The organism is Bradyrhizobium sp. SZCCHNR1043, from assembly GCF_032489675.1.
Taxonomy (GTDB): domain Bacteria; phylum Pseudomonadota; class Alphaproteobacteria; order Rhizobiales; family Xanthobacteraceae; genus Bradyrhizobium.
The window spans coordinates 369,582-392,151 of the sequence record NZ_JAUEYN010000004.1; the positions used below are offsets into that span (position 1 = coordinate 369,582).

Here is a 22,570-nt window from a genome sequence, read left to right on the forward strand (position 1 = left end):
AACGAGGATCAGCGTCGCTATCGATAGGCAGGCGCTATCACCGCGATTGGACAACGGCATTTCTCAAGCAGCGCAGGCCGCGCGTGCAATGCGAACGCCCGATGACGGGCGACGGCATTCATGAGGACGAGAGCCACGACCCGCCCGTGCAACATCCTGGAGCGCAGGCCCTGGTCGGGCGAGCACGATCCGCTCTCCGGCGAGGTGTTACGCGATTCGTCGGTGACGCTCGCAGCGGCTGCGGAGTAGAGGGGCCGATGAGCTGAGTCGATCCGATTAGTGCGGCATCTCGGCATTCCGATACCGCTCGGATCAACTCAGTTTAAGGGATTAGTCGCCATTCGTTCTTAATCATTATGGCGCGGCGGCGTCGCCGCGATCCTTGTTTGCCGACCGTGCGAAGACGTCGCCGGAGGGCCGCTGCGCAAGCGCGTATCGGCCGATGCGAGCGTGACCGGCCGGGCAGCGGTATTTGATTGGGATTGGCCAATGTCCGAACGCGCGGTGCTGCAGAATGAGACGGTTGAGCCGGAGACCGGTGCGGTCAGCCTCAAATGGAAGATTCTCGCCGGCAATCTGCTGACCGGCTTCTTCGCGATGGCCTTCGCCTTTGCGCTCGCATGGAGCGGGTGGGGCGACTTGCGCAAGCGCGAGCAGGCGGCACGGGTTCTGGACGCCTTCGAGCTGGCACTGAAGGTCAATGCGCAGATCCCGCTCGAGCGCGGCCAGTGGAATCTGCTCGCGGCGGCCGGGTCCGCCTCGGCGGATGATGTCGCCAAGCTCGACAAGGCCATCGCCACGACGGACGAGTCGCTGGTCCAGGCCAAGACCGCCGCGCAAGTAGCGGGACTGCCGACCACCAATCTCGATGCCGCAGCGACGACATTGCGCGGCGTCCGTTCCGCGGCGCGCAGCGCGGCACCGCTTCCGGCCGCGCAGCGTCCGGCGAACATCCAGGCGACGACCACGGATGGCCTCGGTCGCGCGGCCGAGTCTCTGAATGCCGCCATCGACGAGTCCGCGATCGAGCTGTCGCGGGCCGGCGGCGAGATCGAGAACCTGTTGCCGTCGGCCCAGCTTGCGCAATTGGCGCAATCGATGCGCACGATCAACGGCGCGCGCTCCGCCGTGTTGCGCTTCTTCATCCAGAACACCAGCTGGACCCCGGCGCGTCTTGCCGAGGTGACCGAGCAGAGCGGCCAGGTGACCCTGCTGTGGCAGCAGATCGAGCTCGCGGCGCGCAGCGTTCGCAATACGCCGGAAGTGTCCGCAGCGCTCGAGCACGTTCGCACGACCCTGATGGGCGCGGGCGAACAGCGCTACCGTCAGATCGTCACCGCGGGGCGCGACGGACAGCCGTCGCCGGTCACGGCGGAGGAGTGGGGCCGCTGGACGACGCCGATGCTGAACAACGTCATCGTGCTGCGCGATGCGGCGCTCAAGTCCGCGCATCAGGCTATCGATCAGGCCATTGGCGCGGCGCGGCTGCGGCTGTTCATCGCGCTCGGCGTTCTGCTGCTGGTGGCGATCGTGTCAGTCGCCGTGGTCATCGGCATCGTCCGTGGCGTCGTCGGCCCGCTGGTCGGACTGACCGGCGTGACCCTGCGGCTCGCCAATGGCGAGCTGAGCGCCGACATTCCGAACGAGTCCCGCAAGGACGAGATCGGCGCGATGGCGCGCGCCCTGAAGATCTTCAAGGACGCGCTGATCGCCAAAAAGGCCTCGGACGAGGCCGCGCAGCGCGACGCGCAGGCGCAGATCGATCGGGCCCGGCGGCTGGATGCGCTGACGCGCAACTTCGAGTCGACGATCGCCGACATCGTCAACACCGTGTCGTCGGCGGCCTCGGGCCTCGAAACGTCGGCGGATATGCTGACAAACACCGCCAACCGCTCGCAAGAGCTCAGCACGGTGGTGGCGGCTGCGTCGGAGGAAGCTTCCGCCAACGTTCAGTCGGTCGCCTCCGCCACCGAGGAGCTCTCCTCGTCGGTGACCGAGATCAGCCGTCAGGTCCAGGCGTCGGCGCGCATGGCCGGCGACGCCGTGCAGCAGGTGCGCCAGACCAATGGGCGCGTCGCAGAATTGTCGCAGGCCGCAGCCCGCATCGGCGACGTCGTCGAGCTCATCAACAGCATTGCCGGACAGACCAATCTCCTCGCACTCAACGCCACCATCGAGGCGGCGCGCGCGGGCGACGCCGGGCGCGGTTTCGCGGTGGTCGCGACCGAGGTCAAGGCGCTGGCCGAGCAGACGGCGAAGGCGACCGAGGAGATCTCGCAGCAGATCTCAGGCGTGCAGGCCGCGACGCAGGAATCGGTGAATTCGATCCAGGCGATCAGCTCGACGATCGAGCGGCTTGCCGAGATCGGCGCGGCCATTGCGGCGGCGGTCGAAGAGCAGGGGGCTGCGACGCAGGAAATCTCCCGCAACGTGCAGCAGGCCGCCCACGGCACCCAGCAGGTCTCGTCCAACATCACGGACGTGCAGCGCGGCGCCTCGCAGACCGGCTCGGCCTCCGCCGAGGTGCTGTCATCGGCCAAGTCGCTCGCCGGAGATTCCAACCGGCTCAAGCGCGAGGTCGGCAGCTTCCTGGAAGCGGTCCGCGCAGCGTAAGAAGCCCGCCTTTCAAGCGCACAAGAAAAAGCCCGGACGACGTCCGGGCTTTTGTTGTTTGACCGTAGCCCGGATGAGCGAAGCGATATCCGGGGCCTGTTCGACAGGACGAGATGAACCTGGATGTCGCTTCGCTCATCCGGGCTACGGGAGCGGGCTACGACGCCAGCATCTTCCGGTACAGCGCGTTGTAGCAGGCGGCCGACAGGTTCCAGCTGAAGGAGCGTGCCATCGCTGACAGCCGCATCTCGTTCAGCCGTTCGGTGCTGGTGAACGCCGAAAACGCGCGCTTCACCCCGCCGAGGAAGGATTCCGCCGACGGCTTCTCGAACAGGAATCCGGTCTCGCCATCGGTGATGGTCTCGGCGAGGCCGCCGGTCTGGTGGCCGATCGGCAGCGAGCCGAAGCGCTGGGCATACATCTGGCTCAGGCCGCAGGGCTCGAAGCGCGACGGCATCAGGGTGAAGTCGCTGCCGGCGAAGATGCGCCGCGCCTGCGCATCGTTGAAGCCAATGGCGACCCCGATCGCGTCCGGCCGGCGGCGGTGAGCCTCCAACAGCGCGCGCTCGATGGCGGGCTCGCCGGTGCCGGTGACCACGATCTGGCCGCCGGCGCCGACGATCTCGTCGGCGGCTTCCAGCACCAAGTCGATGCCCTTCTGATGGACGAGGCGCGCGACGATGCCGAACATCGGACCGCGCGACACGGCGAGGCCGAACTGTTTGCGGACGTAGTCGGCGTTGGCCTTCTTGCCCTTCCAGTCGCCGGCGGCGAAGGGCTGCGCCAGCTGCTGGCAGTAACGGGGATCCCAGCTCTCGTCGATGCCGTTGAGAATGCCGGTCAGCTCATGGGCATTGGAGCGCTGCCGGAGCAGGCCCTCCAGCCCGCAGCCGAGCTCGGGCGTCGTGATCTCCTGCGCATAGGTCGAGCTGACCGTGGTGAGATGCGACGCATAGACCAGGCCGCCCTTGAGAAAGGACAGCTTGTCGTAGAACTCCAGACCGTCGATGTGGAACGAGGATTCGGGGGCGCCGATCCGGCGCAGCGACTCGCGCGGGAACAGGCCCTGATAGGCGAGGTTGTGGATGGTCAGGATCGAGGGAACCTCGACCCCGCGCCATGCCAGATAGGCCGGCACCAATGCGGCCTGCCAATCGTTGGCGTGCACGAGATCAGCTGCCCAGTTCTCATCCAGCGTGCCCGCCGCCAGCTCGGCGGCGGCGGCGGCGAGACGGCCGAAGCGGATGTCGTTGTCCGCCCAGTCCTGCCCGTTCTCGTCGCCGTAAGGATTGCCCGGACGGTCATAGAGCTCGTCGCAGAGCAGGACGTAGACCGGCAGGCCGTCGCGGGTCGAAGACCGTCCCAGCGCGCAGGCTGGCATCTCTGCCAGAGGAGCGCATTGGCCGACGATCTCGATGTGAGTGAGTTGCTCGATCACGTCCCGGTAGCCGGGCAGCATGATCCTGACGTCGGTGTGTGAGCGTAGTGCCCGGGGAAGTGCCGCCGAAACGGCAGCCAGTCCGCCCACCCGGACGAAATCGTCCATTTCGGTCGTAACGAACAGAACCCGCAAGAGATGTCCTCGATCAAGCCCCATGTTCGTCCTATGCAAGAAAAGGTCCAAATTCAGTCGTGAAGAAAAGCGTCGCCCCACCGCGGCGGAAGGCCAAACGCTTTCGACATCGAATGGTTCGAACTAGACTCCCCGCGCACCGCATCCGATGGCTTACGCTTCGTGAATCGGCGAAGAGGAAGTGGATCATGCCGGCATCGGCGTGCGGAAAAGAGAACTCCACCAGGGAGCTGCGCTCGTGAGTCTAGTTGGAAACGATGAGAGCCGTTTGACAGGATGCTTCGCGGGGCTGCGCGTCCTGGATTTTTCGACCACGATCGCCGGCCCGCATTGTGCACGCATGCTTGCAGACATGGGTGCGGAGGTGATCAAGATCGAGTCAGCTGAAGGTGAAACGATGCGCATCCGGCCTCCGATGCGCGGCGGCTGCTCCACCGCCTTCGGTCAGCTCAACGTCGGCAAGAAGAGTGTCGTGCTCGATCTGAAATCGCGCGATGGCGGCGACGCGGTGCGTCGGCTCGTCACAGGTGCCGACATCCTGGTCGAGAATTTCCGCCCCGGCGTGATGCAGCGGCTCGGGCTCGACGATGCGACCTTGCGCAAATTGAACCCGCGGCTGATCTACTGTTCGATCTCCGGCTACGGCCAGACCGGCCCCTCGGCGGAACTCCCGGCCTATGCGCCGGTGATCCACGCGGCCTCGGGCTATTACATGGCGCATCTCGCCTACCAGCCCGGGCGCAGCCGGCCTGACTATTGCGGCATCTATCACGCCGACGTGGTGACGGGGACCTATGCCTTCGGCGCCATCGCCTCCGCCCTGTATCAGCGCGAGCGCACCGGCCGCGGCCAGCACATCGACTGCTCGATGCTGGAATCGATGCTGAGCCTGACCTTGAACGAGATCCAATGGTCGCAATTTCCCGTCGCGCAGCCGTCGCGGCCGACCTTTGGCCCGGCGGAGTGTCGCGACGGCTTCGTGATGATCGCCATCGCCAGCGAGAAGACGTTCCAGAACCTGATGACGGTGATCGGACATCCGGACTGGGTCGATGATCCCAGATTCGCAAAATATTCCGACCGGCGGGCAAACTGGGGCGCGCTGATGGATGGCGTCGAGGCTTGGTCGCGCCGGCTCAACGTCGCCCAATGCCTGGAGGCATTGAACGCGGGCGGCGTGCCCAGCTCGGCCTACCGCAGCGTGGCCGATGCGCTGGCTGATCCGCAGATCGCGCATCGTGGCGCGCTGGCCGACGTGGAGGATGCCGCCGGGACCTTCAAGGTCGTCAACCTGCCGTTCCGGATGTCGGAGGCAAAGGTTGCGGCGGGCCCGCGGGCTGCAAGCCTCGGAGAGCACACCGTGGAAATCCTGCGGGGGGCTGGCGTAAGCGACGCTGCAAAACCTTGAGCTCGTGAGCCAAACCGCTGCAGGGCTGCCATGACCGCACATGCTGCGCGCAGCCTTGCCGCTCCACGTGTTTCCAGCCAATGTCGCGATATCGCAAGAACAGTCCGGACCAGCCGGACGCGCTCATGCCGGGAGGAGGTCCAAGGCGACGTTGCCGCGCGCAGCCTCGCCGCTCGTCCCGTCGATGCGCCGTCCGGGCCCGCCCGCATCGGACTACGGGAGTGAAAGCATGAAGAGCTTCAAGGTCACCGATTTCAATGCACCGCTGACCGAGGTCGACGAGCCGACACCGCAGCCCTTCGGCAAACAGGTGCTGATCAAGGTGAAGGCGGCCGGCGTCTGCCATAGCGATCTGCACATCTGGGAAGGCGGCTATGATCTCGGCCACGGCCGCAAGCCGCTGTCCCTCAAGGATCGCGGCGTGTCGCTGCCGCGGACCATGGGCCATGAGAGCGCCGGTGAGATCGTGGCGTTCGGGCCCGAGGTCACCGAAGCCGAGAAGGGCGGGCTGAAGGTCGGCGACGTCGTGCTGGTCTATCCCTGGATCGGCTGCGGCAAATGCGCCACGTGCCTGGCCGGCGACGAGAACATGTGCCTGAAGCCGGCCTCGCTCGGCGTCTATTGCGACGGCGGCTATGCCGACCACATGACCGTGCCGCATCCGCGCCACCTGATCGACCTCAAGGGCCTCAATCCGGTGACGACCGCGCCCTACGCCTGCTCGGGCGTGACGACCTACAGCGCGCTCAAGAAGGTCGAGAAGGATTTCGACACGCCGATCGTGATCTTCGGCGCCGGCGGGCTCGGGCTGATGGCGCTGTCGCTGTTGAAGGCCATGGGCGGCAAGGGCGCGATCGTGGTCGATATCGACGCGCGCAAGCGCGAGGCCGCGTTGGCGGCCGGCGCGCTGGCGGCGGTCGACGGCAAGGCGCCGGATGCGCTCGAGCAATTGAACAAGGCCGCAGGCGAGCCGATCCGGGCCGTCATCGACCTGGTCGGCAATGCCGCCACCGCGCAGCTCGGCTTCGACTGCCTGACAAAGGGCGGCAAGCTGGTCATCGTCGGCCTGTTCGGCGGCGGTGCGCCGTGGGCGCTGCCGCTCATTCCGATCAAGGCGGTCACCATCCAGGGCAGCTATGTCGGCAATCTCCGCGAGACGAAGGAGCTGCTCGACCTGGTCCGCGCCAAGAACATCGCGCCGATCCCGGTGACGCCGATGCCGCTTGCCAAGGCCAACGATGCCCTGCGCGAGCTGCAGAAGGGCCAACTCGTCGGCCGCGCCGTGCTGACGCCGTAACTCCCAGCCACTTCCGTCATTGCGAGGAGCGAAGCGACGAAGCAATCCAGAGTCTCAACCTGAGCCCTGGATTGCGTCGCTTCGCTCGCAATGACCGAGCTAACTCACTCGTATTGTGAAGAAAACATGCCCTCCACCAACGCACTCCACATCGCAGTCCTTCCCGGCGACGGCATCGGGCCGGAGGTCATGGCGCCAGCGCTCGAGGTGCTGCGCAAGGTCGAGGAGAGGGCCGGCCTGTCGTTCCGTTTCACCGAGGCCCAGGCCGGCGCCACCAACTATCTTGCGACCGGGGTCTCGATCGCCGACGCCACGATCCGGCTGTGCGAGCAGGCCGACGCGATCCTGCTCGGCGCCTGCGGCCTGCCGTCGGTGCGCTATCCCGACAACACCGAGATCGCGCCGCAGATCGAGCTGCGCTTCCATTTCGATCTCTATGCCGGCGTGCGGCCGGCGCGGCTGATTCCGGGCGTGCCGAGCCCGATCGTCGGCGCCGCCGAGCACGGCATCGACTTCGTCGTCATCCGCGAGTCGACCGAGGGCCTGTTCGCCTCGATGGGCAAAGGTGTGGTGACACATGAGGAGGCGCGCGAGACGCTCGTTATCACCCGCAGGACGTCCGAGCGGCTCTTCAACTTCTCCTTCAAGCTCGCCGCCCGCCGCAAGGATCGCGGCCGCTCGGGGACATTAGCCTGCGTCGACAAGGCCAACGTCTTCAAGGCCTTCGCCTACTTCCGCAAGATTTTCGACGAGGTCGCTCAGCTTCATCCGGATGTGAAGGCAGATCATCTCTACGTCGATGCGTGCGCGTTGATGCTGGTGAAGCGCCCCTGGGATTTCGACGTCCTGGTCACCGAGAACATGTTCGGCGACATCCTCTCCGATCTCGCCGCCGGCCTCGTCGGCGGCATGGGCATGGCGCCCTCGGCCGACATCGGCGACCGCCATGCGGTGTTCCAGCCCTGCCACGGCACCGCGCCCGACATCATGGGGCAGGGCAAGGCCAACCCGACCGCGATGATCCTGTCGGCCGCGATGATGCTGGACTGGCTGGCGGACACCCATGGCATCGAGGGCGCAGCCGAAGCGGCCCAGCGGATCGAGCAGGCCGTCGACCAGGTCTATGCATCCGGCCTCAAGCCGTTCGAGTTCGGTGGCAATGCCGGCACGATCGACGTGACCAAGGCGGTGCTGGAGGCGCTTTAGAGCATGATCCGGAAAAGTGGGAACCGGTTTTCCGAAACGATCATGCTCAAACAATGAGAGATAGGATCATGATGCGTTTTCTTGGAAACGCATCATGATTTAATTAGCGTCCCTTGAAGGCCGGCTTGCGCTTCTCCATGAAGGCGCGGCGGCCCTCGCGGAAATCCTCCGAATCCATGCAGGCATCGCCAATCCGCTTGATCGCGGCTGTGTCGCGGCGGCTTTCGTCCTTCAGCACTTCGGCGATGGTGATCTTGGCGGCCTTAACCGCCAGCGGCGCATTGCCGGCAATGGTGCGGGCGATCTCCAGCGTGGCCGGCAGCAGCTCGTCGATGCTCATCATCCGATCGACGAGGCCGATCCGCAGCGCCTCCGCGGCATCGATCCGCAGGCCCGTATAGAGCAGCAGCCGCGCCTGCGACGGGCCGACCAGGGACACCAGATTGCGGAGACCGTCGTAACCGTAGGCGATGCCGAGCCTGGCGGCGGGGATGCCGAACTGGCTGTCCGCGGCGGCGAAGCGCATGTCGGTCAGCATCGCGATCTGCAGGCCGCCGCCGAGGCAGAAGCCGCGGATGCAGGCGATCGTCGGCTTCGGGTAGCCGGCGAGCAGCGCCCGCTGGGCGGCGCTTCGCTCGGCATAGGCCTCGGAGGCTGCGGCATTGTGGCGGCTCTGCTCGAACTGGCTGATGTCGGCGCCGGACACGAAGGCCTTGTCGCCGGCGCCGGTCAGCACCACGACCCGGATCGCCTCGTCGTCGCGCAGCGCCACCAGCGCCTGGCCGAGCCCCTCCCACATCTCCAGCGACATCGCATTGCGTTTGTCCGGGTTGTTGAAGGTGATGATGCCGACGCCATCGCCCGCTCTGGTCATGAGGATCTTGTCCCCGGCGAAGGTGGTGGGGAGCTCGGAGATGATCGGCATGGAGGGTCCGTCGGCAGGAGGGCAGGCGGCCGGCATCGTTCACCGCGCCGGTGACGGCGTCAATGTGGGTTCAGGACATGATGGGCAGGCAAGGGACGTCCGGGCCGATGCTCTCGACCTGTGCACGGATCGTCCAGGAGAGAACGCGAGCCCTTCACGATCAGCGTCGGCCGGACGGGACCGAAACGCCGGCATGCCGCCACTTCCTATGACGGCAGGGGAGCACGAAAAAATAAAGGCGACGAAGCCTCAGACCGCGCAGCGATCGCTGGGCGGACGAGAAGGGCCGGTGTGTCGGCCACGCCGATCGCTCGGCCTTGAGCCGAGGCAGTGAACTCGCCCGAGCTGGCAGATCGCCTGGCGCCCCCAAGTTGCGCCCTCGAGCGAAGATGGCCCATAACCATCACGGGCAGACCTGTCTGACGGATCAGACAGCCTTGCCTATTCTTCGTTCGCTGCGATCGATTCCATCAAGGATACCAGCTGACGTTGTACCGTCTGGTCCTTGATCTTGCTGTAGGCGCGCAGCAACCGCAGGCTGAAGGCGCTGTCCAGGAACAGGAGGCTCTCGACCTCACGGGCCTTGCTGTCGCCGTCGTAGAAGAACGTCACGGGCACGTCGAGCGCGGTGGCGATCTGCTGCAGACGCGCAGCGCCGACCCGGTTGACGCCCTTCTCGTACTTCTGGACCTGCTGGAAGCTCACGCCGAGCTTCTCGCCGAGCTCAGCCTGCGAGATCTTCTGCTCTACACGCCGCAGGCGAATCCGCTTGCCGAGCTCGATGTCGGGCTTGCCCGCACTGCGCTGCTTCATTTTCTTTGCCGCTGATTTGTTCATACTGATTTTACCGTCCTTCCATCGGAAAGCCCCCGAAAAGATGGGTCAGGGGTTCACCCATATATACTGTTTTAAGTTGCTGTGGATGGATGAATTCGTCCTTAAACCACGGGTATTTGCCAGGGTTAAAGGCCTCCACCAGCCAGTCGATCATGTGACGCACCCTAGGGATGCGTCCAGTGGTGGCATGGTAAGACAGCCAGATGTCGTAGGACCACTTGAGATCAACCTCAAGCGGTATGATCTTCCCGCCCAGGGCACTCGCGTAGGTTGGGAAGACTCCAATACCGGCGCCGTGCGCCACCGCCCAGTAATTGGCGCTCGAGACATTGGTGGTCATCGCGATCAGGTCCCGCTGCTCAAAACCGGGAAAGATGGTGGCGAAGGCGGCGTTGGCGGCGGCTTCGTCCGCCACCTGCAGAACCAAGCGATGTTTGACGAGATCGTCAATCGTCTTTGGGATGCCAAATATCTCCAGATATTTCTCGCTCGCAAAGCACATCAGGTGCATGCGGCCGAGCCGGACCAGCTTGACGTCGAGCGCCGCCGGCCGGGTGAGGTGGATGGCGACATCGGCCTCGTGACGCGACACATCGGCCGAGCGCATCGCGCAATAGAGGTCGACCATGACGTTGGGGAAGCTCTGCTGAAATTCGACCAGCCGGGGCGCCAGCCAGAACGTGCCGAGCCCCTCGGTCACCGCGACCCGGACCTCGCCCGACGCAGCGCCGGCGAGACCATCGCCCGCGCGCAGCAGCTCGAATGACGCGGCCTCCATGTGCTCGACGGCGGAGACCACCAGCGCGCCTTCGTCGGTCAGCCGAGCGCCGTGGACATCGCGCGTGAACAGCGTCGCGCCGATCTGCCGCTCGAAATCATCGATGCGCCGCCGTACGGCATTGATCGAGAGCGTCAGCCGCTCGGCCGCGGAGCGGAAGCTGCCGGCCCTGACAACCTCGAGGAAGATCCGCGCTGCATCCCAGTCGGTGAGACTTGCCAGCGCCGATTTGCTCACGGTTGACTTGGCCGGGGCGGTCCGGCCCGTCACAGTTCTTGCCGGCTTGCTCGCCGCTGCGCCCCTGGCGCCGCCACTCTCTCGGCTCAGTTCGATGCTCGATCCTGCCGCAGCAGACGAGTCGCCGTGCTCCCCTGGCGCCAGCGTCGCAGGGGTCTCGGCTAGGTCCTGGCGTTCCTTCTGAGGAACGCCCCGTTCCGCCGCAACGCGCATACAAGCTCTCTCCGCCTGCTAGAGTGATTCCGATAAATTACGGGCAAGACACGTTCGTGCCATGATTTGGTTGAGCGATCGAGGGTCGATGAGTCTGCTACCTTCAGTTCTCTGCAGCATGGTCTTACCGCCAGCAGACGCGCGGTCTGACACATCATGTAGGACAAGGACACGCTTAGCGCGAGTCGAATCTAAGATCGACGGTTTTTGCCTCGACCGCAATGAAATGGTATTCGAAGATGGTCCGTTGTCATGCTATCTTGATGAACGGATCGTGGCGCTGACTCATCGAATGCCGGGAAGCGGTGGCGTGTCTTCACCCTGCGTCATGCCAGGACTGAGCCGCATGGGCAAAGCGCAGGGGAGCAAGGACATGACGTATTTGGAAGCCATCCGCGAGTCGGGAGTTGCTCGGCTCCATCTCGTCGCACGCTAGAACGGAAACGACGCCTGTGGCCAATTCAGACGAACAAATGCTTGCAGTGCTTGCATCCCTGGAGCAGTGCCGCGCCATGCTCGCGGCAACGGGCAATCGCGAATCGGCACATTTGGTCTCGGTTGCCATCCTCGACCTGCGTATGAAGCTGAACCGTCTGAGCGAAGACGATCTGAAATCGCTCTGCGATGAGATGGTTCAAGCTGACAATCCCGACAAGCTGCGCGATGCGAAGCTGCAGCCGGGTCAGCGCCGGCCACCGTTGCTTCGAGTGGTGAAATAGCACAGTTCGATGTGCGCACAAGGGTGCATTTAGCGCATTTGTGATATGTCGTGATCCCACAGTGAGCGCGCACCGGCTCGCAGACGAGCCGGTTGGAACGAGGCGGACACTCCCATCGGGGCGGGGGACTTCGCCAATGAGGCCCCCGATCCGGGGATGTCGGGCTCTGTCCTCGCGAAAGCCCGCAGGCGGTGATCACCGGTGACCGCCGTAACTTCGGCACGTCTGTTGCGTATTCCCGGCATCGGCGGCAAGAAGCGTCGTGCCCCGGCTTGCGCCTGGAGGGGCGTATCGCGGGACTCGCATGATCCAGAACGTATCGATTCCGGCCGCGTTCATTGCTGGCCTGGTCAGTTTTCTTTCGCCCTGCGTGCTACCGCTGGTTCCGCCTTATCTGGTCTATCTCACCGGTGCCACGATCGAGCACATCGAGAGCGAGGAGCCTCCGGCCGCGTCGCGCCGCGCCGTGATGATCTCGGCTGCACTGTTCGTGCTGGGCTTCTCGACCGTGTTCGTGATGTTGGGGGCGAGCGCTTCGCTGATCGGCGGCCTTATCCGGGCCTGGTCGGAGCAGTTGTCCATTCTCGCCGGCATCGTCATCATCGTGATGGGCCTGCACTTCCTCGGCCTGACCCGGATCTCGTTCCTGATGCGCGAAGGTCGGCTGCCGATCCCCAAGCCGGTCGGCCTGTGGGGCGCCTACGTCATGGGGCTCGCCTTCGCCTTCGGCTGGACGCCGTGCATCGGGCCGATCCTGGCGGCGATCCTCTCGATCGCAGCCGCGGAGACGACAGTCGCCAAGGGGGCCGGGCTTCTTGCCGTCTATTCCGCCGGCCTCGGCATTCCGTTCCTGGTCGCGGCGTTCATGATCGAACAGTTCTCGGCGCTGTTCATCCGCATGCGTGGCCATCTCGTGAACATCGAGCGCGCGATGGGCGTGCTGATGATCGCCACCGGCATCGGCTTTCTCACCGGCGCGGTCTCGACCTTCAGCATCTGGCTGCTCGAGACGTTCCCGGCGCTGCAGAGGTTCGGCTGACGCGGCTCAATCGTCGAGCTTGCAGGTGATGGTGTAGACCACGCCCGGCGGCAGGAAGTCGACCGTGGCCTCGCCGCCGAGCTGATCGCGCGCGCTGCGCTCGATCAGGCGGGAGCCGAAGCCGCGCTGGATCGGCGCCGAGACCACCGGGCCGCCGGTTTCCTGCCACACCAGCCGCAGCCGTGCCGGCAGCTTCTTCGCCGCGTCGGCCGCGCTCGCCAGCTCCCAGGACAGATCGACCGTGCCGGTGTCGTCGGAGAGCGCACCATACTTGGCGGCGTTGGTTGCGATCTCGTGCACGATCATCGACAGCACCACGGCGAGCCGCGGCGACAGCGCCACCTTCGGGCCGGAGATCCTGATGCGGTCGGGCGTGTTGAGGCGGTAGGGCTTGAGCACGCGCTCGATCACGTCCTGCAGCTCAGAACCCTGCCATTTCTCCTTGCTGAGCAGATTGTGCGCCTCGGCGAGCGCGCCGAGCCGGCCCTCGAACTTCTCACGCTCATGGCGGCTGGCGCTGCGGAAGGTCTGCACCGCGATCGCCTGCAGGATCGCCAGCGTGTTCTTGACCCGGTGATTGAGCTCCTCGATCAGCAGGTCGTGCAGCATCTCGGCGCGCGCGATCGTCGTCGCCATCCGCACCGCGAAGGCCAGACCGATCGCCAGCATGATGCCGCCGAGCAGGCTGGTGACGGCGAGGTTGCGCCACAGCGGCGCCACAAGCGAATCCTCGGCGATGCCGGCGCCGATGGTCCATCCGGTGAGGGTGGAATGGGTGAAGCTCGACAGCAGCGGCACGCCCTCGAGCGATACGCTCGACAGCGTCGCCTCCTGCTCGCTGCGCATGCGATCAAACACCGAGGGCGAGGCCTGCTTGCCTATCGTGTCCGCCGGATTTGGCACGCGTGCGAATACGGTCGCCTTGCGGTCGAGCAGCGACAAGGTCCAGTCCGGGTTCGGCCGCTGCTTTTCCAGGATGGTCTGGAACATCTCGATCGGCGGGCTGAACGAGATGTCATAGACGACCTCGCCGTCGCGAAAGACGGGCACCTCGACGGTGACGATCAGGCTCTTCTTCACGACGCCGTAGAAAAGGTCGGAATATTGCGGCTGCCGGGTCTCGAACACGCGGCGGGTGATCTCGCGGTTGTTGCGCGTCGGCAGGTGAGCCGTATCCGTCGTCGCCGACGAGAACAGCTGGCGTCCGTTGCGGTCGGCGACCACGATCGTGCCGTTCTTGCCGTACTGCTCGAGGAAGCCCATCGCGATCGGCCGGAAGCGTTCGAAATCGCCGGTGGTCAGGGCATCGGTCAGCGCCAGCACCTGGACGCCGCCAGTCATGCGCTGCATTTCCGCATCGAGCGTCAGCCGGATGCTGCGCACCGTCTCCAGCACGCGCTGACGGGCGTCGCTGCGGTCCTGCATGTAGTTGTGCAAGACGATCCCGCCTGCGAACAGGATGAGCGGCAGCGTGGTCCCTGCGACCAGAAGAGCAAGCCGGATCGGCAGGGAGAGTTTTGGCACGGATGCCCCGTTTGAGCTGGCGCTGCTGATCGCCGTTGGGACTGACGCAGGCGGAGGTGCGTCGGGCGGAGGCGAACTTGTGCAGCGAGCGCATTTCAGGCTGGAGCGGCTGCCTCCGCAAGGGCTCGGCGGTTGCAACCGTTCACATGACTGTCAGCATAGGAGAGCGCGGCGTGCACGCCAAGCGCAACGCGCGGCGATCGCCGGTTCCCTGAGCGGCTCTACCGCCACAGCGCCTCTCCTAGACGTTGCTCTCGCTGATGGCCGCATACACCATCGTGCGTAGTTCGCGGCGGATCGGATAGGCGCTCGACGGCAGCACCTGGGTCATGAAGATCGTGATCAGCTCCTCGGCTGGATCGATCCAGAACGCGGTGGAGGCCGCACCGCCCCAGGCATATTCTCCGGCGCTGCCTGGAATGAGCGTCTTGGCCGTATCCATCGTCACCGAGAAGCCGAGACCGAAGCCGATGCCGTTATAGGCTGCTTCCGCGAACATCGAGCGCGACAGCGCCGGCAGGTCGACGCCGCCCGGCAGATGGTTCGAGGTCATCAGCTTCAGCGTCTTCGGGCCGAGCAGCCTGACCCCGCCGAGCTCGCCGCCATTGACCAGCGCGCGGCAGAACGTCAGATAGTCCGCCGTGGTCGAGCACAGACCGCCGCCGCCTGAGATGAAGTCGGGCGGGCTCAAGAAAGAGCTGGTGGCGGGATCGTCCTGCAAGGTCAGGCCGCCCTTGCGATCGGCGGCGTGGAACGACAAGGCGCCGCCGGCATCGGCCGAGTAGCACGCCGCCAGCCGGTGCGCCTTCGCGGCGGGGACGTGGAAGTCGGTGTCGTTCATGCCGAGCGGATCGAAGATGCGCTCTTTCAGCACTTGCTCGAACGGCTTGTCGGCGATCTTGCCGACGAGATAGCCGACCACGTCGGTGGAGACCGAGTAGTTCCAGGCTTCCCCCGGCGAGAACTCCAGCGGAATGCGCGACAGGTCGTCGATCATCGACTGCAACGTTCCTGCCTTTTCGACCGCGCCGATCTTCGCGTCGCGATACGCGGCATCGACGTTCGAGCGCTGCTGGAAGCCGTAGGTGAGGCCGGAGGTGTGGCGCAAGAGGTCGACGATCAGCATCGGCCGCGCCGGCGGCCGGCTGACAAAGGCCGGCGCGGTGCCGGCGACGAACACGCCCAGATTCTTCCACTCCGGAATGTATTTTGCGACCGGCTCGTCGAGCGCGACCTTGCCTTCCTCGACCAGCATCATGAAGGCGACCGAGGTGATCGGCTTGGTCATCGAATAGATGCGGTAGATCGTGTCGTCCCTGACCGGGACCTTGCGCTCGACGTCGGCATAGCCGAGCGAGCTCGCATGCACGATCTTGCCGCGGCGATAGACCATCAACTGCGTCCCGGGAAAGCGGCCGGCCTCGATATAGCGCTGCCGCAGATGGGCATCGATGCGATCGAGCGCGGCTTTCGACATGCCGACGGTTTCGGGCGAGGCGGGTGTCGGGGCGAGCATCGGGCGTCTCCGCTATGATCGGTTTCTGGCGGCCTGCGCGAGGATCGGCCGCACATGCCGTTTGTTCCGGGTGATAGCCGAAAAACGCGCCGCGTCCAATGGCAGGCCAGGGATGCGTCGTGTACCCTTTGCGCCGGGAGGAATTGGCAATGACACAATTCAACGAGGCCGAGCTCACGGAGGCCGTCGTCGCGAGCTTCGAAGGGACACCCGATCCGCGCGCGAAATTCCTGCTGCAGGAATTGGTGAAATCGCTGCACGATTACGTGCGCCGGACGGAGCTCACTTTCGACGAGTGGGCCGCCGCCATCGACTTTCTCACCCGCACCGGACAGACCTGCACCGCGAGCCGGCAGGAGTTCATCCTGCTGTCCGACGTGCTCGGCGTGTCGATGCTGGTCGACGCCATCAATCATCGCGACCGGGCAGGGGCGACGGAGACGACCGTGCTCGGCCCGTTCTACGTCGGCGAGCACAAGGTGACGCCCCACGGCACCGACATCTCGGCGGATCTCAAGGGCGAGAAGATGTTCGTCCAGGGACGGGTCACCGATCTGTCGGGTGCCCCGCTGGCAGGCGCCACGGTCGATGTCTGGCATGCCGACGACGAGGGCTTCTACGATTCGCAGCGGCCGTCCTACGCGAGCGATGGTCCGTCGTCGCGGGCGCGCTTCATCACCGATGCGGACGGTCGCTTTTTCTTCCGCACCATCCTGCCCTGCAGCTATCCGATCCCGACCGACGGTCCGGTGGGACAGATGATCCTGAGCACCAAACGCCATCCGATGCGGCCGGCTCATGTGCATTTCCTGGTGGACGCCAAGGGCTACGAGCCGCTGATCACCCACGTCTTCGTCGGCGGTGACGAATATCTCGACAGCGATGTCGTGTTTGGCGTCAAGAACGACCTCGTCGCCCAAGTGGAGCGGCGCAGCGACGCGGTGATGCCGGACGGCAAGCTGGCCGTCGGGCCATGGCACTTCATGACCTATGATTTCCGCATGAAGCCGGGAGCGGGCGCGGCGCCGAGACCGCTCGGCGCGATCGCGCCTGAACCCGCCTGAGCTGTGGCGGCCGGCAGGCCCGCCTACCAGCCGCCGTGGCGAGCCGCGAGCAGGATGACGACTGCGATCGCGAGCAGCGCAGTCGTTGCTTTCCAGAACAGCAGCGGATTGCGCTCGATCAGGGGCGTCCGGTTGCCGCCGATATAGGCGGGATTGGGGTGCCGAAGGTCGAAGACGAATTCGGAGAGGCTCTCGTAACGTTTGGCGGCGACGGGATGGACGGCGCGTCGAAGTGCGCCGTCGATCCAGAGGGGGACGGCCTGGTCATCGCCGGAGGCCGGCAGATAGCGGACCTTGCGAAACTGTGCCCGGGTTCTTGCGCGCGCCATCTGCGCGCCGTAGGGCAATCGCCCCGTCAGCATCTGGTAAGCGATGACCCCGAGTGAGAACTGATCGGACCATTCGGAGCCGCCCTCGCCGAGAAAATATTCCGGCGCCGTATACTGTTGGGTGCCGAGGATGCTGTCGTGGTCGGCAGCCGGGTCGGCCTCGACCACGCCGCTGACGCGCACCGATCCGAAATCGATGATCTTCACCGTTCGGGTCCGGTCGATCATGATGTTCTGCGGCCGCAGATCCTGGTGCAGCATTTCCTTTCGATGCAGCGCCTGCAGCCCCTTGGCGATCTGCTCGATGATGTCTCTGATGGCATCGAGATCGGCTTTGGGATGGTCGATCATCCATTGCGCCAAGGTCTGGCCTTCGACGAATTCGGTGACGACGTAGAGATGATCGCGGCGCCGCGTCGATGGGAAGGCCTTCAGCACATGCGGGTTATCGATCCGCCGCGCGATCCAGTCTTCCATCAGGAACCGTTTGAGATAGGCGCCGTCGCCGCGCAGGTCGATCGAAGGCACCTTGAGGGCGACGGCGAGCTCCGTCTCGACGTCGATGGCCAGATAGATGTGGCTGCGGCTGCTGGCATGGATCTCGCGCACGATCCGGTAGCCCTCGAAGATCGTCCGCGCGTCCAGCAGCGGCGCCGGCGGCAGCTGCTCGGCCTGGACCGGGATCTCGGCGGCATCGCCGGCGCCGAGTTCGTCGATCCGCACGATCTGGATCGTGAGATTGTCCGCACTGCCCTGCGCCAGTGCCTCAGCGACGATGATGCGGGCCGCCTGATCGAGGTCGTGGGAATTCTCCTTCAACACGTTGGCGACAAAACGCTTGCCCACGTGCTCGTGAACGCCGTCCGTCGCGAGCACGAAGATGTCGCCGCGCTCGATCCGAATGGCCTGATAGTCGATTTCGACCTCGGGATTGACCCCGAGCGCACGCCCCAGATAGCTCTGCTGCGACGAGATGATGACGCGATGATCGTCGGTGAGTTGCTCGAGCGAATGGCCTGCGGGGCGATAGATGCGACAATCGCCGATATGGAAGAGATGCGCCGTGGCCGCCTTGATCACGATCGCGCTGAGCGTGCAGACATAACCTTTGTCGCGATCATAGGCGTATTGGCTGGCTCTGGTCTGGGCGTAGAGCCAGGAGTTGGCCGCGGCGATCACGCGTCGCACCGAGGTCTTCACCGACCAGGCATCCGGCGTGCAGTAATAGTCGGTCAGGAAGCTCTTGACCGCCGACTCGCTCGCAATGTGGCTGACCTCGCTGCTGCTGATCCCGTCCGCGATCGCGATCGCGATGCCCTTCAGGCTGAGCGCCGGCTCATCGGGAATCAGAGCGCCGTGGAAGTCCTGGTTGCCCGGCTTCTGCCCTTTGTCGGAATGCGCTCCGATTGTGATCCGCAATGGCATTTGGGCTGTCGGGCGAAATGAAGGGAGCCCGACCTTACCGGGGCCGGGCTCTCCGAGGGAAACGGAATCAGGCCGCGGCGCGAGCTGCGATCTTGGCATCACGCTTCGGCTGCGTCCTGATGTGGGTGGCATAGAGCGTCAGGCCGGTGAACGAGAGGCCGCCGACGAGATTGCCGAGCACGGTCGGGATCTCGTTCCAGACCAGGTAGTCCATGATCGAGAACTTCGCATGGAGCATCAGCCCCGACGGGAACAGGAACATGTTCACCACCGAATGCTCGAACACCATGTAGAAGAAGACCAGGATCGGCATCCACATCGCCAGCACCTTGCCCGGGACCGTCGTCGAGATCATCGCGCCGACCACGCCGGTGGAGACCATCCAGTTGCACAGCATGCCGCGGATGAACAGCGTCGCCATTCCGGCCGCGCCATGCGCCGCGTAGCCGAGCGTCCGGCCTTCACCGATATTGCCGATCACAGCGCCGATCTTGTCCGGCTCCTGCGTGAAGCCGAACGTGGTCACGAATGCCATCATGAAGGCAACGGTCAGTGCTCCGGCGAAATTGCCGATGAAGACAAGTCCCCAGTTGCGCAGCACGCCTGCGATGGTCACGCCCGGACGTTTGTCGATCACGGCCAGCGGCGACAGCACGAACACACCCGTTAGCAGATCGAAGCCCAACAAATAGAGCATGCAGAAGCCGACCGGAAACAACAGGGCGCCGATGATCGGCTGGCCGGTGTTCACATTGATGGTGACGGCAAACCAGGCCGCGAGCGCCAGGATCGCGCCAGCCATGTAGGCGCGGATCACGGTGTCCCGGGTCGACATGAAGATCTTGGACTCGCCTGCGTCCACCATCTTGGTGACGAATTCTGAAGGCGCGAGATACGACATTCAAACGTCCTTTGCTTGCTCTCGGGAGTCGATTGCGCGCTGCCTTGCGAGAGGTTCTGGCTCTCGAGGGACATCGCCACGGGCAGGCGGATCGGATGTCGAATGCGGGAAGGGCGTCACGACGACCGCGCCGAGGAGACCTCGGTCGCGTGCGCGCATCCGTCCCGGAGATCAGCGCCATAGGCGTCGACAGTCCGGCGAACCGCAGTCATCGTTGACTTGCAGAACCAGAAGCAATGCGTGTGCCAAATTTGACGCCACCGAGAAAGTCAGTGATTTCAAGCGACTGCGCTGGAGTTTCTCTGCTGCAGCTGCCTGAAAGGGCTCTTTTGGTGCCCTGATGCTCACGGAACAATCTCTCCATGCTTATTTTGTGTGCGCCGCACACAAAGTGTGCGAATCGCAAATTTTGGATGCGGCCCGCTGCCTCTGATGGATTGTTGTGCAACGCTAAAGGGTTGAATTTGCCTGACAAATCCAAATCGGCGTGTTGGCACGAAGCTTGAAAGAGCGTGTCCGACGCCATCGATGCCGTCCGCGCAACCCTCATCCGAATCGTGACGCTGCCCCTTCCGAGGCCTCCTCGGAACGCGCCTTTGTGCGTGGTGCAGCGACCCGCAACGGACGGCCATTCACCATCGAGCGCTCTTCAGCCAAAGGACGACAGCACTCATGACGAAGACTGCCAATCCTGCTCGCCGCAACGGCCTCAGCCGTCGTCAGCTTCTCAAGGCCGGCGCAGGGACGGCTGCGCTGCTTGCAGCCGCGAAGCTGAACTTGCCGGGCGGAGCTTTCGCCCAAGGGGCGGGGCCGGAAGTCACCAGCGCCAAGCTCGGCTTCATCGCGCTCAGCGATGCCGGCCCGCTGTTCGTCGCCAAGGACAAGGGCCTGTTTGCGAAATACGGCATGCCTGATGTCGATGTGCAGAAGCAGGCCTCATGGGGCACGACCCGCGACAACCTCGTGCTCGGCTCCGAGGGCAACGGGATCGACGGCGCGCACATCCTCACGCCGATGCCGTATCTGATCTCGTCCGGCAAGGTGACGCAGAACAATCAGCCGACCCCGATGTACATCCTGGCGCGGCTCAATCTCGATGCGCAGTGCATCTCGGTCGGCAAGGAGTACGCCGACCTGAAGCTCGGTCTCGATACCGCGCCGTTCAAGGCCGCGCTGGAGAAGAAGAAGGCCTCCGGCAAGTCCGTGAAGGCAGCGATGACCTTCCCGGGCGGCACCCACGATCTCTGGATCCGCTATTGGCTCGCCGCCGGCGGCATCGATCCCGACAAGGACATCGAGACCATCGTGGTGCCGCCGCCGCAGATGGTGGCCAACATGAAGGTCGGCACCATGGACTGCTTCTGCGTCGGCGAGCCGTGGAATGCGCAGCTCGTCAACCAGGGCATCGGCTACACCGCCGTCACGACGGGCGAGATCTGGAACAAGCATCCCGAAAAATCCTTCGCGATGCGCGCCGCCTTTGTCGACAAATATCCGAAGGCCGCGAAGGCGTTGACGATGGCGGTGATGGAAGCCCAGCAGTGGGCCGACAAGATGGAGAACAAGCAGGAGCTCGCGACCATCATGGCCAAGCGGCAGTGGATCAACTGCCCGGTCGAGGACGTCGCCGGGCGCTCGGCCGGCAAGTTCGACTACGGCACCGGCAAGGTCGTCGAGAACTCGCCGCACATCATGAAGTACTGGAGCGACTTCGCATCCTATCCATTCCAGAGCCACGATCTCTGGTTCATCACCGAGGACATCCGGTGGGGCAAGTATGAGGCCGGCTTCGACGCCAAGTCGCTGATCGCCAAGGTCAACCGCGAGGACATCTGGCGCGAGGCCGCCAAGGAGATGAACGTCGCCGCCGCCGAGATTCCGACCTCCAAGTCGCGCGGCAAGGAGACCTTCTTCGATGGCAAGGTGTTCGATCCGGAAGATCCCACCGCCTACCTGAAGTCGCTGTCGATCAAGCGCGTCGACGCCTGATCAGGACTCTCGCCGCGCGCGGAAAGCGCGCGGCCCCTCTCATTGCACGGAGAAAGGTTTCCGATGTCCATGCCAGCGTTGAGCAACGATAGTGCTCCCCAGGTCGTGCCGACCGCGGCGGCGTCCACCTCGGCGTCCATCGTAACGATGACGCCCAAACAGCCGCCGAAGGCCGAGCGCTATGTAAAGATGGCACGTGAGGCCGCGGTGCGCGTGGTGCCGCCGCTGATCGTGCTGGCGCTGTTCCTGCTGATTTGGGAGCTGGTCTGCCGCCGGGCCGGCTCGGCGCTGCCGCCGCCCTCCCGGGTCTTCAGCGACACCCGGGAGCTGATCTTCGATCCGTTCTTCGATCATGGCGGCATCGACAAGGGCTTGTTCTGGCATCTCGAAGCCAGCCTCCGGCGCGTCGCCTTCGGCTACGCGATTGCCGTCGTCGTCGGCGTCGGTGTCGGCACGCTGATCGGCCAGTCGGTGTGGGCCATGCGCGGCCTCGATCCGATCTTCCAGGTGCTGCGCACGATCCCGCCGCTCGCCTGGCTGCCGCTGTCGCTGGCGGCCTTCCGCGACGGCCAGCCGTCGGCGATCTTCGTCATCTTCATCACCTCGGTGTGGCCGATCATCATCAACACCGCGGTCGGCATCCGCAACATTCCGCAGGACTACCGCAACGTCGCCGCGGTGGTGCAGCTCAATCCGCTGGAGTTCTTCGCCAAGATCATGATCCCGGCGGCCGCGCCCTACATCTTCACCGGCCTGCGCATCGGCATCGGCCTGTCGTGGCTCGCGATCGTCGCGGCCGAGATGCTGATCGGCGGCGTCGGCATCGGCTTCTTCATCTGGGACGCGTGGAACTCCTCGCATATCAGCGAGATCATTCTCGCGCTGTTCTATGTCGGCATCATCGGCTTCGTGCTCGACCGCATGATCGCGGTGGTCGGCAAGATCGTCACCCGCGGCACTGCGACGAATTGAGAGGT

General features: G+C 64.7%; 19 protein-coding genes. 10 read left to right on the forward strand and 9 right to left on the reverse strand.

What is annotated here, in order from left to right:
* The first annotated feature begins 120 nt into the window (after nt 1-120).
* Entirely contained in the window at nt 121-249 is a 129-nt protein-coding gene (locus QX039_RS09315) for a hypothetical protein (RefSeq protein WP_315737155.1), read from the forward strand.
* A gap of 240 nt (nt 250-489) precedes the next feature.
* Nucleotides 490-2,613, forward strand: a complete 2,124-nt coding sequence (locus tag QX039_RS09320; protein ID WP_315737156.1) for a HAMP domain-containing methyl-accepting chemotaxis protein — start codon at nt 490-492, stop codon at nt 2,611-2,613.
* Nucleotides 2,614-2,770: 157 nt separating this feature from the next.
* Here QX039_RS09320 and glgA read toward each other — a convergent pair whose 3' ends face one another.
* The gene (gene glgA, locus QX039_RS09325; RefSeq protein ID WP_315737157.1) at nt 2,771-4,186 is read right to left on the reverse strand and encodes a glycogen synthase GlgA; all 1,416 of its coding nucleotides are present in this window, start codon (nt 4,184-4,186) and stop codon (nt 2,771-2,773) included.
* Between the two features lie 340 nt (nt 4,187-4,526).
* Here glgA and QX039_RS09330 point away from each other — a divergent pair, with 340 nt between their 5' ends.
* The 3 genes from QX039_RS09330 (at nt 4,527) to QX039_RS09340 (ending at nt 8,097) form a co-directional block, all read left to right on the forward strand.
* Complete coding sequence (locus QX039_RS09330; protein WP_409998884.1) at nt 4,527-5,594, forward strand: CaiB/BaiF CoA transferase family protein; 1,068 nt, start codon at nt 4,527-4,529, stop codon at nt 5,592-5,594.
* Nucleotides 5,595-5,823: 229 nt separating this feature from the next.
* Nucleotides 5,824-6,891, forward strand: a complete 1,068-nt coding sequence (locus QX039_RS09335; protein WP_315737158.1) for an alcohol dehydrogenase — start codon at nt 5,824-5,826, stop codon at nt 6,889-6,891.
* Nucleotides 6,892-7,017: 126 nt separating this feature from the next.
* Nucleotides 7,018-8,097: an isocitrate/isopropylmalate dehydrogenase family protein gene (locus QX039_RS09340; protein ID WP_315737159.1), complete on the forward strand. Its 1,080-nt coding sequence runs from the start codon at nt 7,018-7,020 to the stop codon at nt 8,095-8,097.
* Between the two features lie 103 nt (nt 8,098-8,200).
* Here QX039_RS09340 and QX039_RS09345 read toward each other — a convergent pair whose 3' ends face one another.
* The 3 genes from QX039_RS09345 to QX039_RS09355 all read right to left on the reverse strand — a co-directional run bounded on the left by QX039_RS09345 (nt 8,201) and on the right by QX039_RS09355 (nt 11,087).
* Complete coding sequence (locus QX039_RS09345) at nt 8,201-9,022, reverse strand: enoyl-CoA hydratase (protein ID WP_315737160.1); 822 nt, start codon at nt 9,020-9,022, stop codon at nt 8,201-8,203.
* A gap of 441 nt (nt 9,023-9,463) precedes the next feature.
* Entirely contained in the window at nt 9,464-9,859 is a 396-nt protein-coding gene (locus QX039_RS09350) for a helix-turn-helix domain-containing protein (RefSeq protein WP_015668220.1), read from the reverse strand.
* A gap of 7 nt (nt 9,860-9,866) precedes the next feature.
* On the reverse strand, nt 9,867-11,087 hold the full coding sequence (locus QX039_RS09355; RefSeq protein WP_315737161.1) for a LysR family transcriptional regulator: 1,221 nt from the start codon (nt 11,085-11,087) through the stop codon (nt 9,867-9,869).
* A 407-nt stretch (nt 11,088-11,494) separates the two neighbouring features.
* Here QX039_RS09355 and QX039_RS09360 point away from each other — a divergent pair, with 407 nt between their 5' ends.
* Entirely contained in the window at nt 11,495-11,806 is a 312-nt protein-coding gene (locus tag QX039_RS09360) for a hypothetical protein (protein WP_315758505.1), read from the forward strand.
* Between the two features lie 304 nt (nt 11,807-12,110).
* Nucleotides 12,111-12,845 (forward strand): cytochrome c biogenesis CcdA family protein, encoded by a 735-nt coding sequence (locus QX039_RS09365; RefSeq protein ID WP_315737162.1) that lies wholly within the window; start codon nt 12,111-12,113, stop codon nt 12,843-12,845.
* A gap of 6 nt (nt 12,846-12,851) precedes the next feature.
* Here QX039_RS09365 and QX039_RS09370 read toward each other — a convergent pair whose 3' ends face one another.
* Nucleotides 12,852-14,369, reverse strand: a complete 1,518-nt coding sequence (locus tag QX039_RS09370; RefSeq protein ID WP_315737163.1) for a sensor histidine kinase — start codon at nt 14,367-14,369, stop codon at nt 12,852-12,854.
* 241 nt (nt 14,370-14,610) lie between these two features.
* Nucleotides 14,611-15,885 (reverse strand): serine hydrolase domain-containing protein, encoded by a 1,275-nt coding sequence (locus QX039_RS09375; RefSeq protein ID WP_315737164.1) that lies wholly within the window; start codon nt 15,883-15,885, stop codon nt 14,611-14,613.
* A 149-nt stretch (nt 15,886-16,034) separates the two neighbouring features.
* Here QX039_RS09375 and QX039_RS09380 point away from each other — a divergent pair, with 149 nt between their 5' ends.
* A complete protein-coding gene (locus tag QX039_RS09380) occupies nt 16,035-16,949 on the forward strand; it encodes an intradiol ring-cleavage dioxygenase (protein WP_315737165.1) in 915 nt (304 codons plus the stop codon).
* A gap of 23 nt (nt 16,950-16,972) precedes the next feature.
* Here the strand turns inward: QX039_RS09380 and QX039_RS09385 are convergent, their stop codons facing one another.
* The 3 genes from QX039_RS09385 to QX039_RS09395 form a co-directional block, all read right to left on the reverse strand.
* Nucleotides 16,973-18,703 (reverse strand): bifunctional protein-serine/threonine kinase/phosphatase, encoded by a 1,731-nt coding sequence (locus tag QX039_RS09385; protein WP_315737166.1) that lies wholly within the window; start codon nt 18,701-18,703, stop codon nt 16,973-16,975.
* Nucleotides 18,704-18,770: 67 nt separating this feature from the next.
* Nucleotides 18,771-19,604, reverse strand: coding sequence for a formate/nitrite transporter family protein (locus QX039_RS09390; protein ID WP_315737167.1), 834 nt, complete (start codon nt 19,602-19,604; stop codon nt 18,771-18,773).
* 208 nt (nt 19,605-19,812) lie between these two features.
* Nucleotides 19,813-20,130 (reverse strand): hypothetical protein, encoded by a 318-nt coding sequence (locus tag QX039_RS09395; protein ID WP_315737168.1) that lies wholly within the window; start codon nt 20,128-20,130, stop codon nt 19,813-19,815.
* A 146-nt stretch (nt 20,131-20,276) separates the two neighbouring features.
* Between QX039_RS09395 and QX039_RS09400 the strand changes: the two genes are divergently transcribed.
* A complete protein-coding gene (locus QX039_RS09400; RefSeq protein ID WP_315737169.1) occupies nt 20,277-21,593 on the forward strand; it encodes a CmpA/NrtA family ABC transporter substrate-binding protein in 1,317 nt (438 codons plus the stop codon).
* A 63-nt stretch (nt 21,594-21,656) separates the two neighbouring features.
* Nucleotides 21,657-22,565: a nitrate ABC transporter permease gene (gene ntrB / locus QX039_RS09405; RefSeq protein WP_315737170.1), complete on the forward strand. Its 909-nt coding sequence runs from the start codon at nt 21,657-21,659 to the stop codon at nt 22,563-22,565.
* The last annotated feature ends 5 nt before the right edge of the window (nt 22,566-22,570 follow it).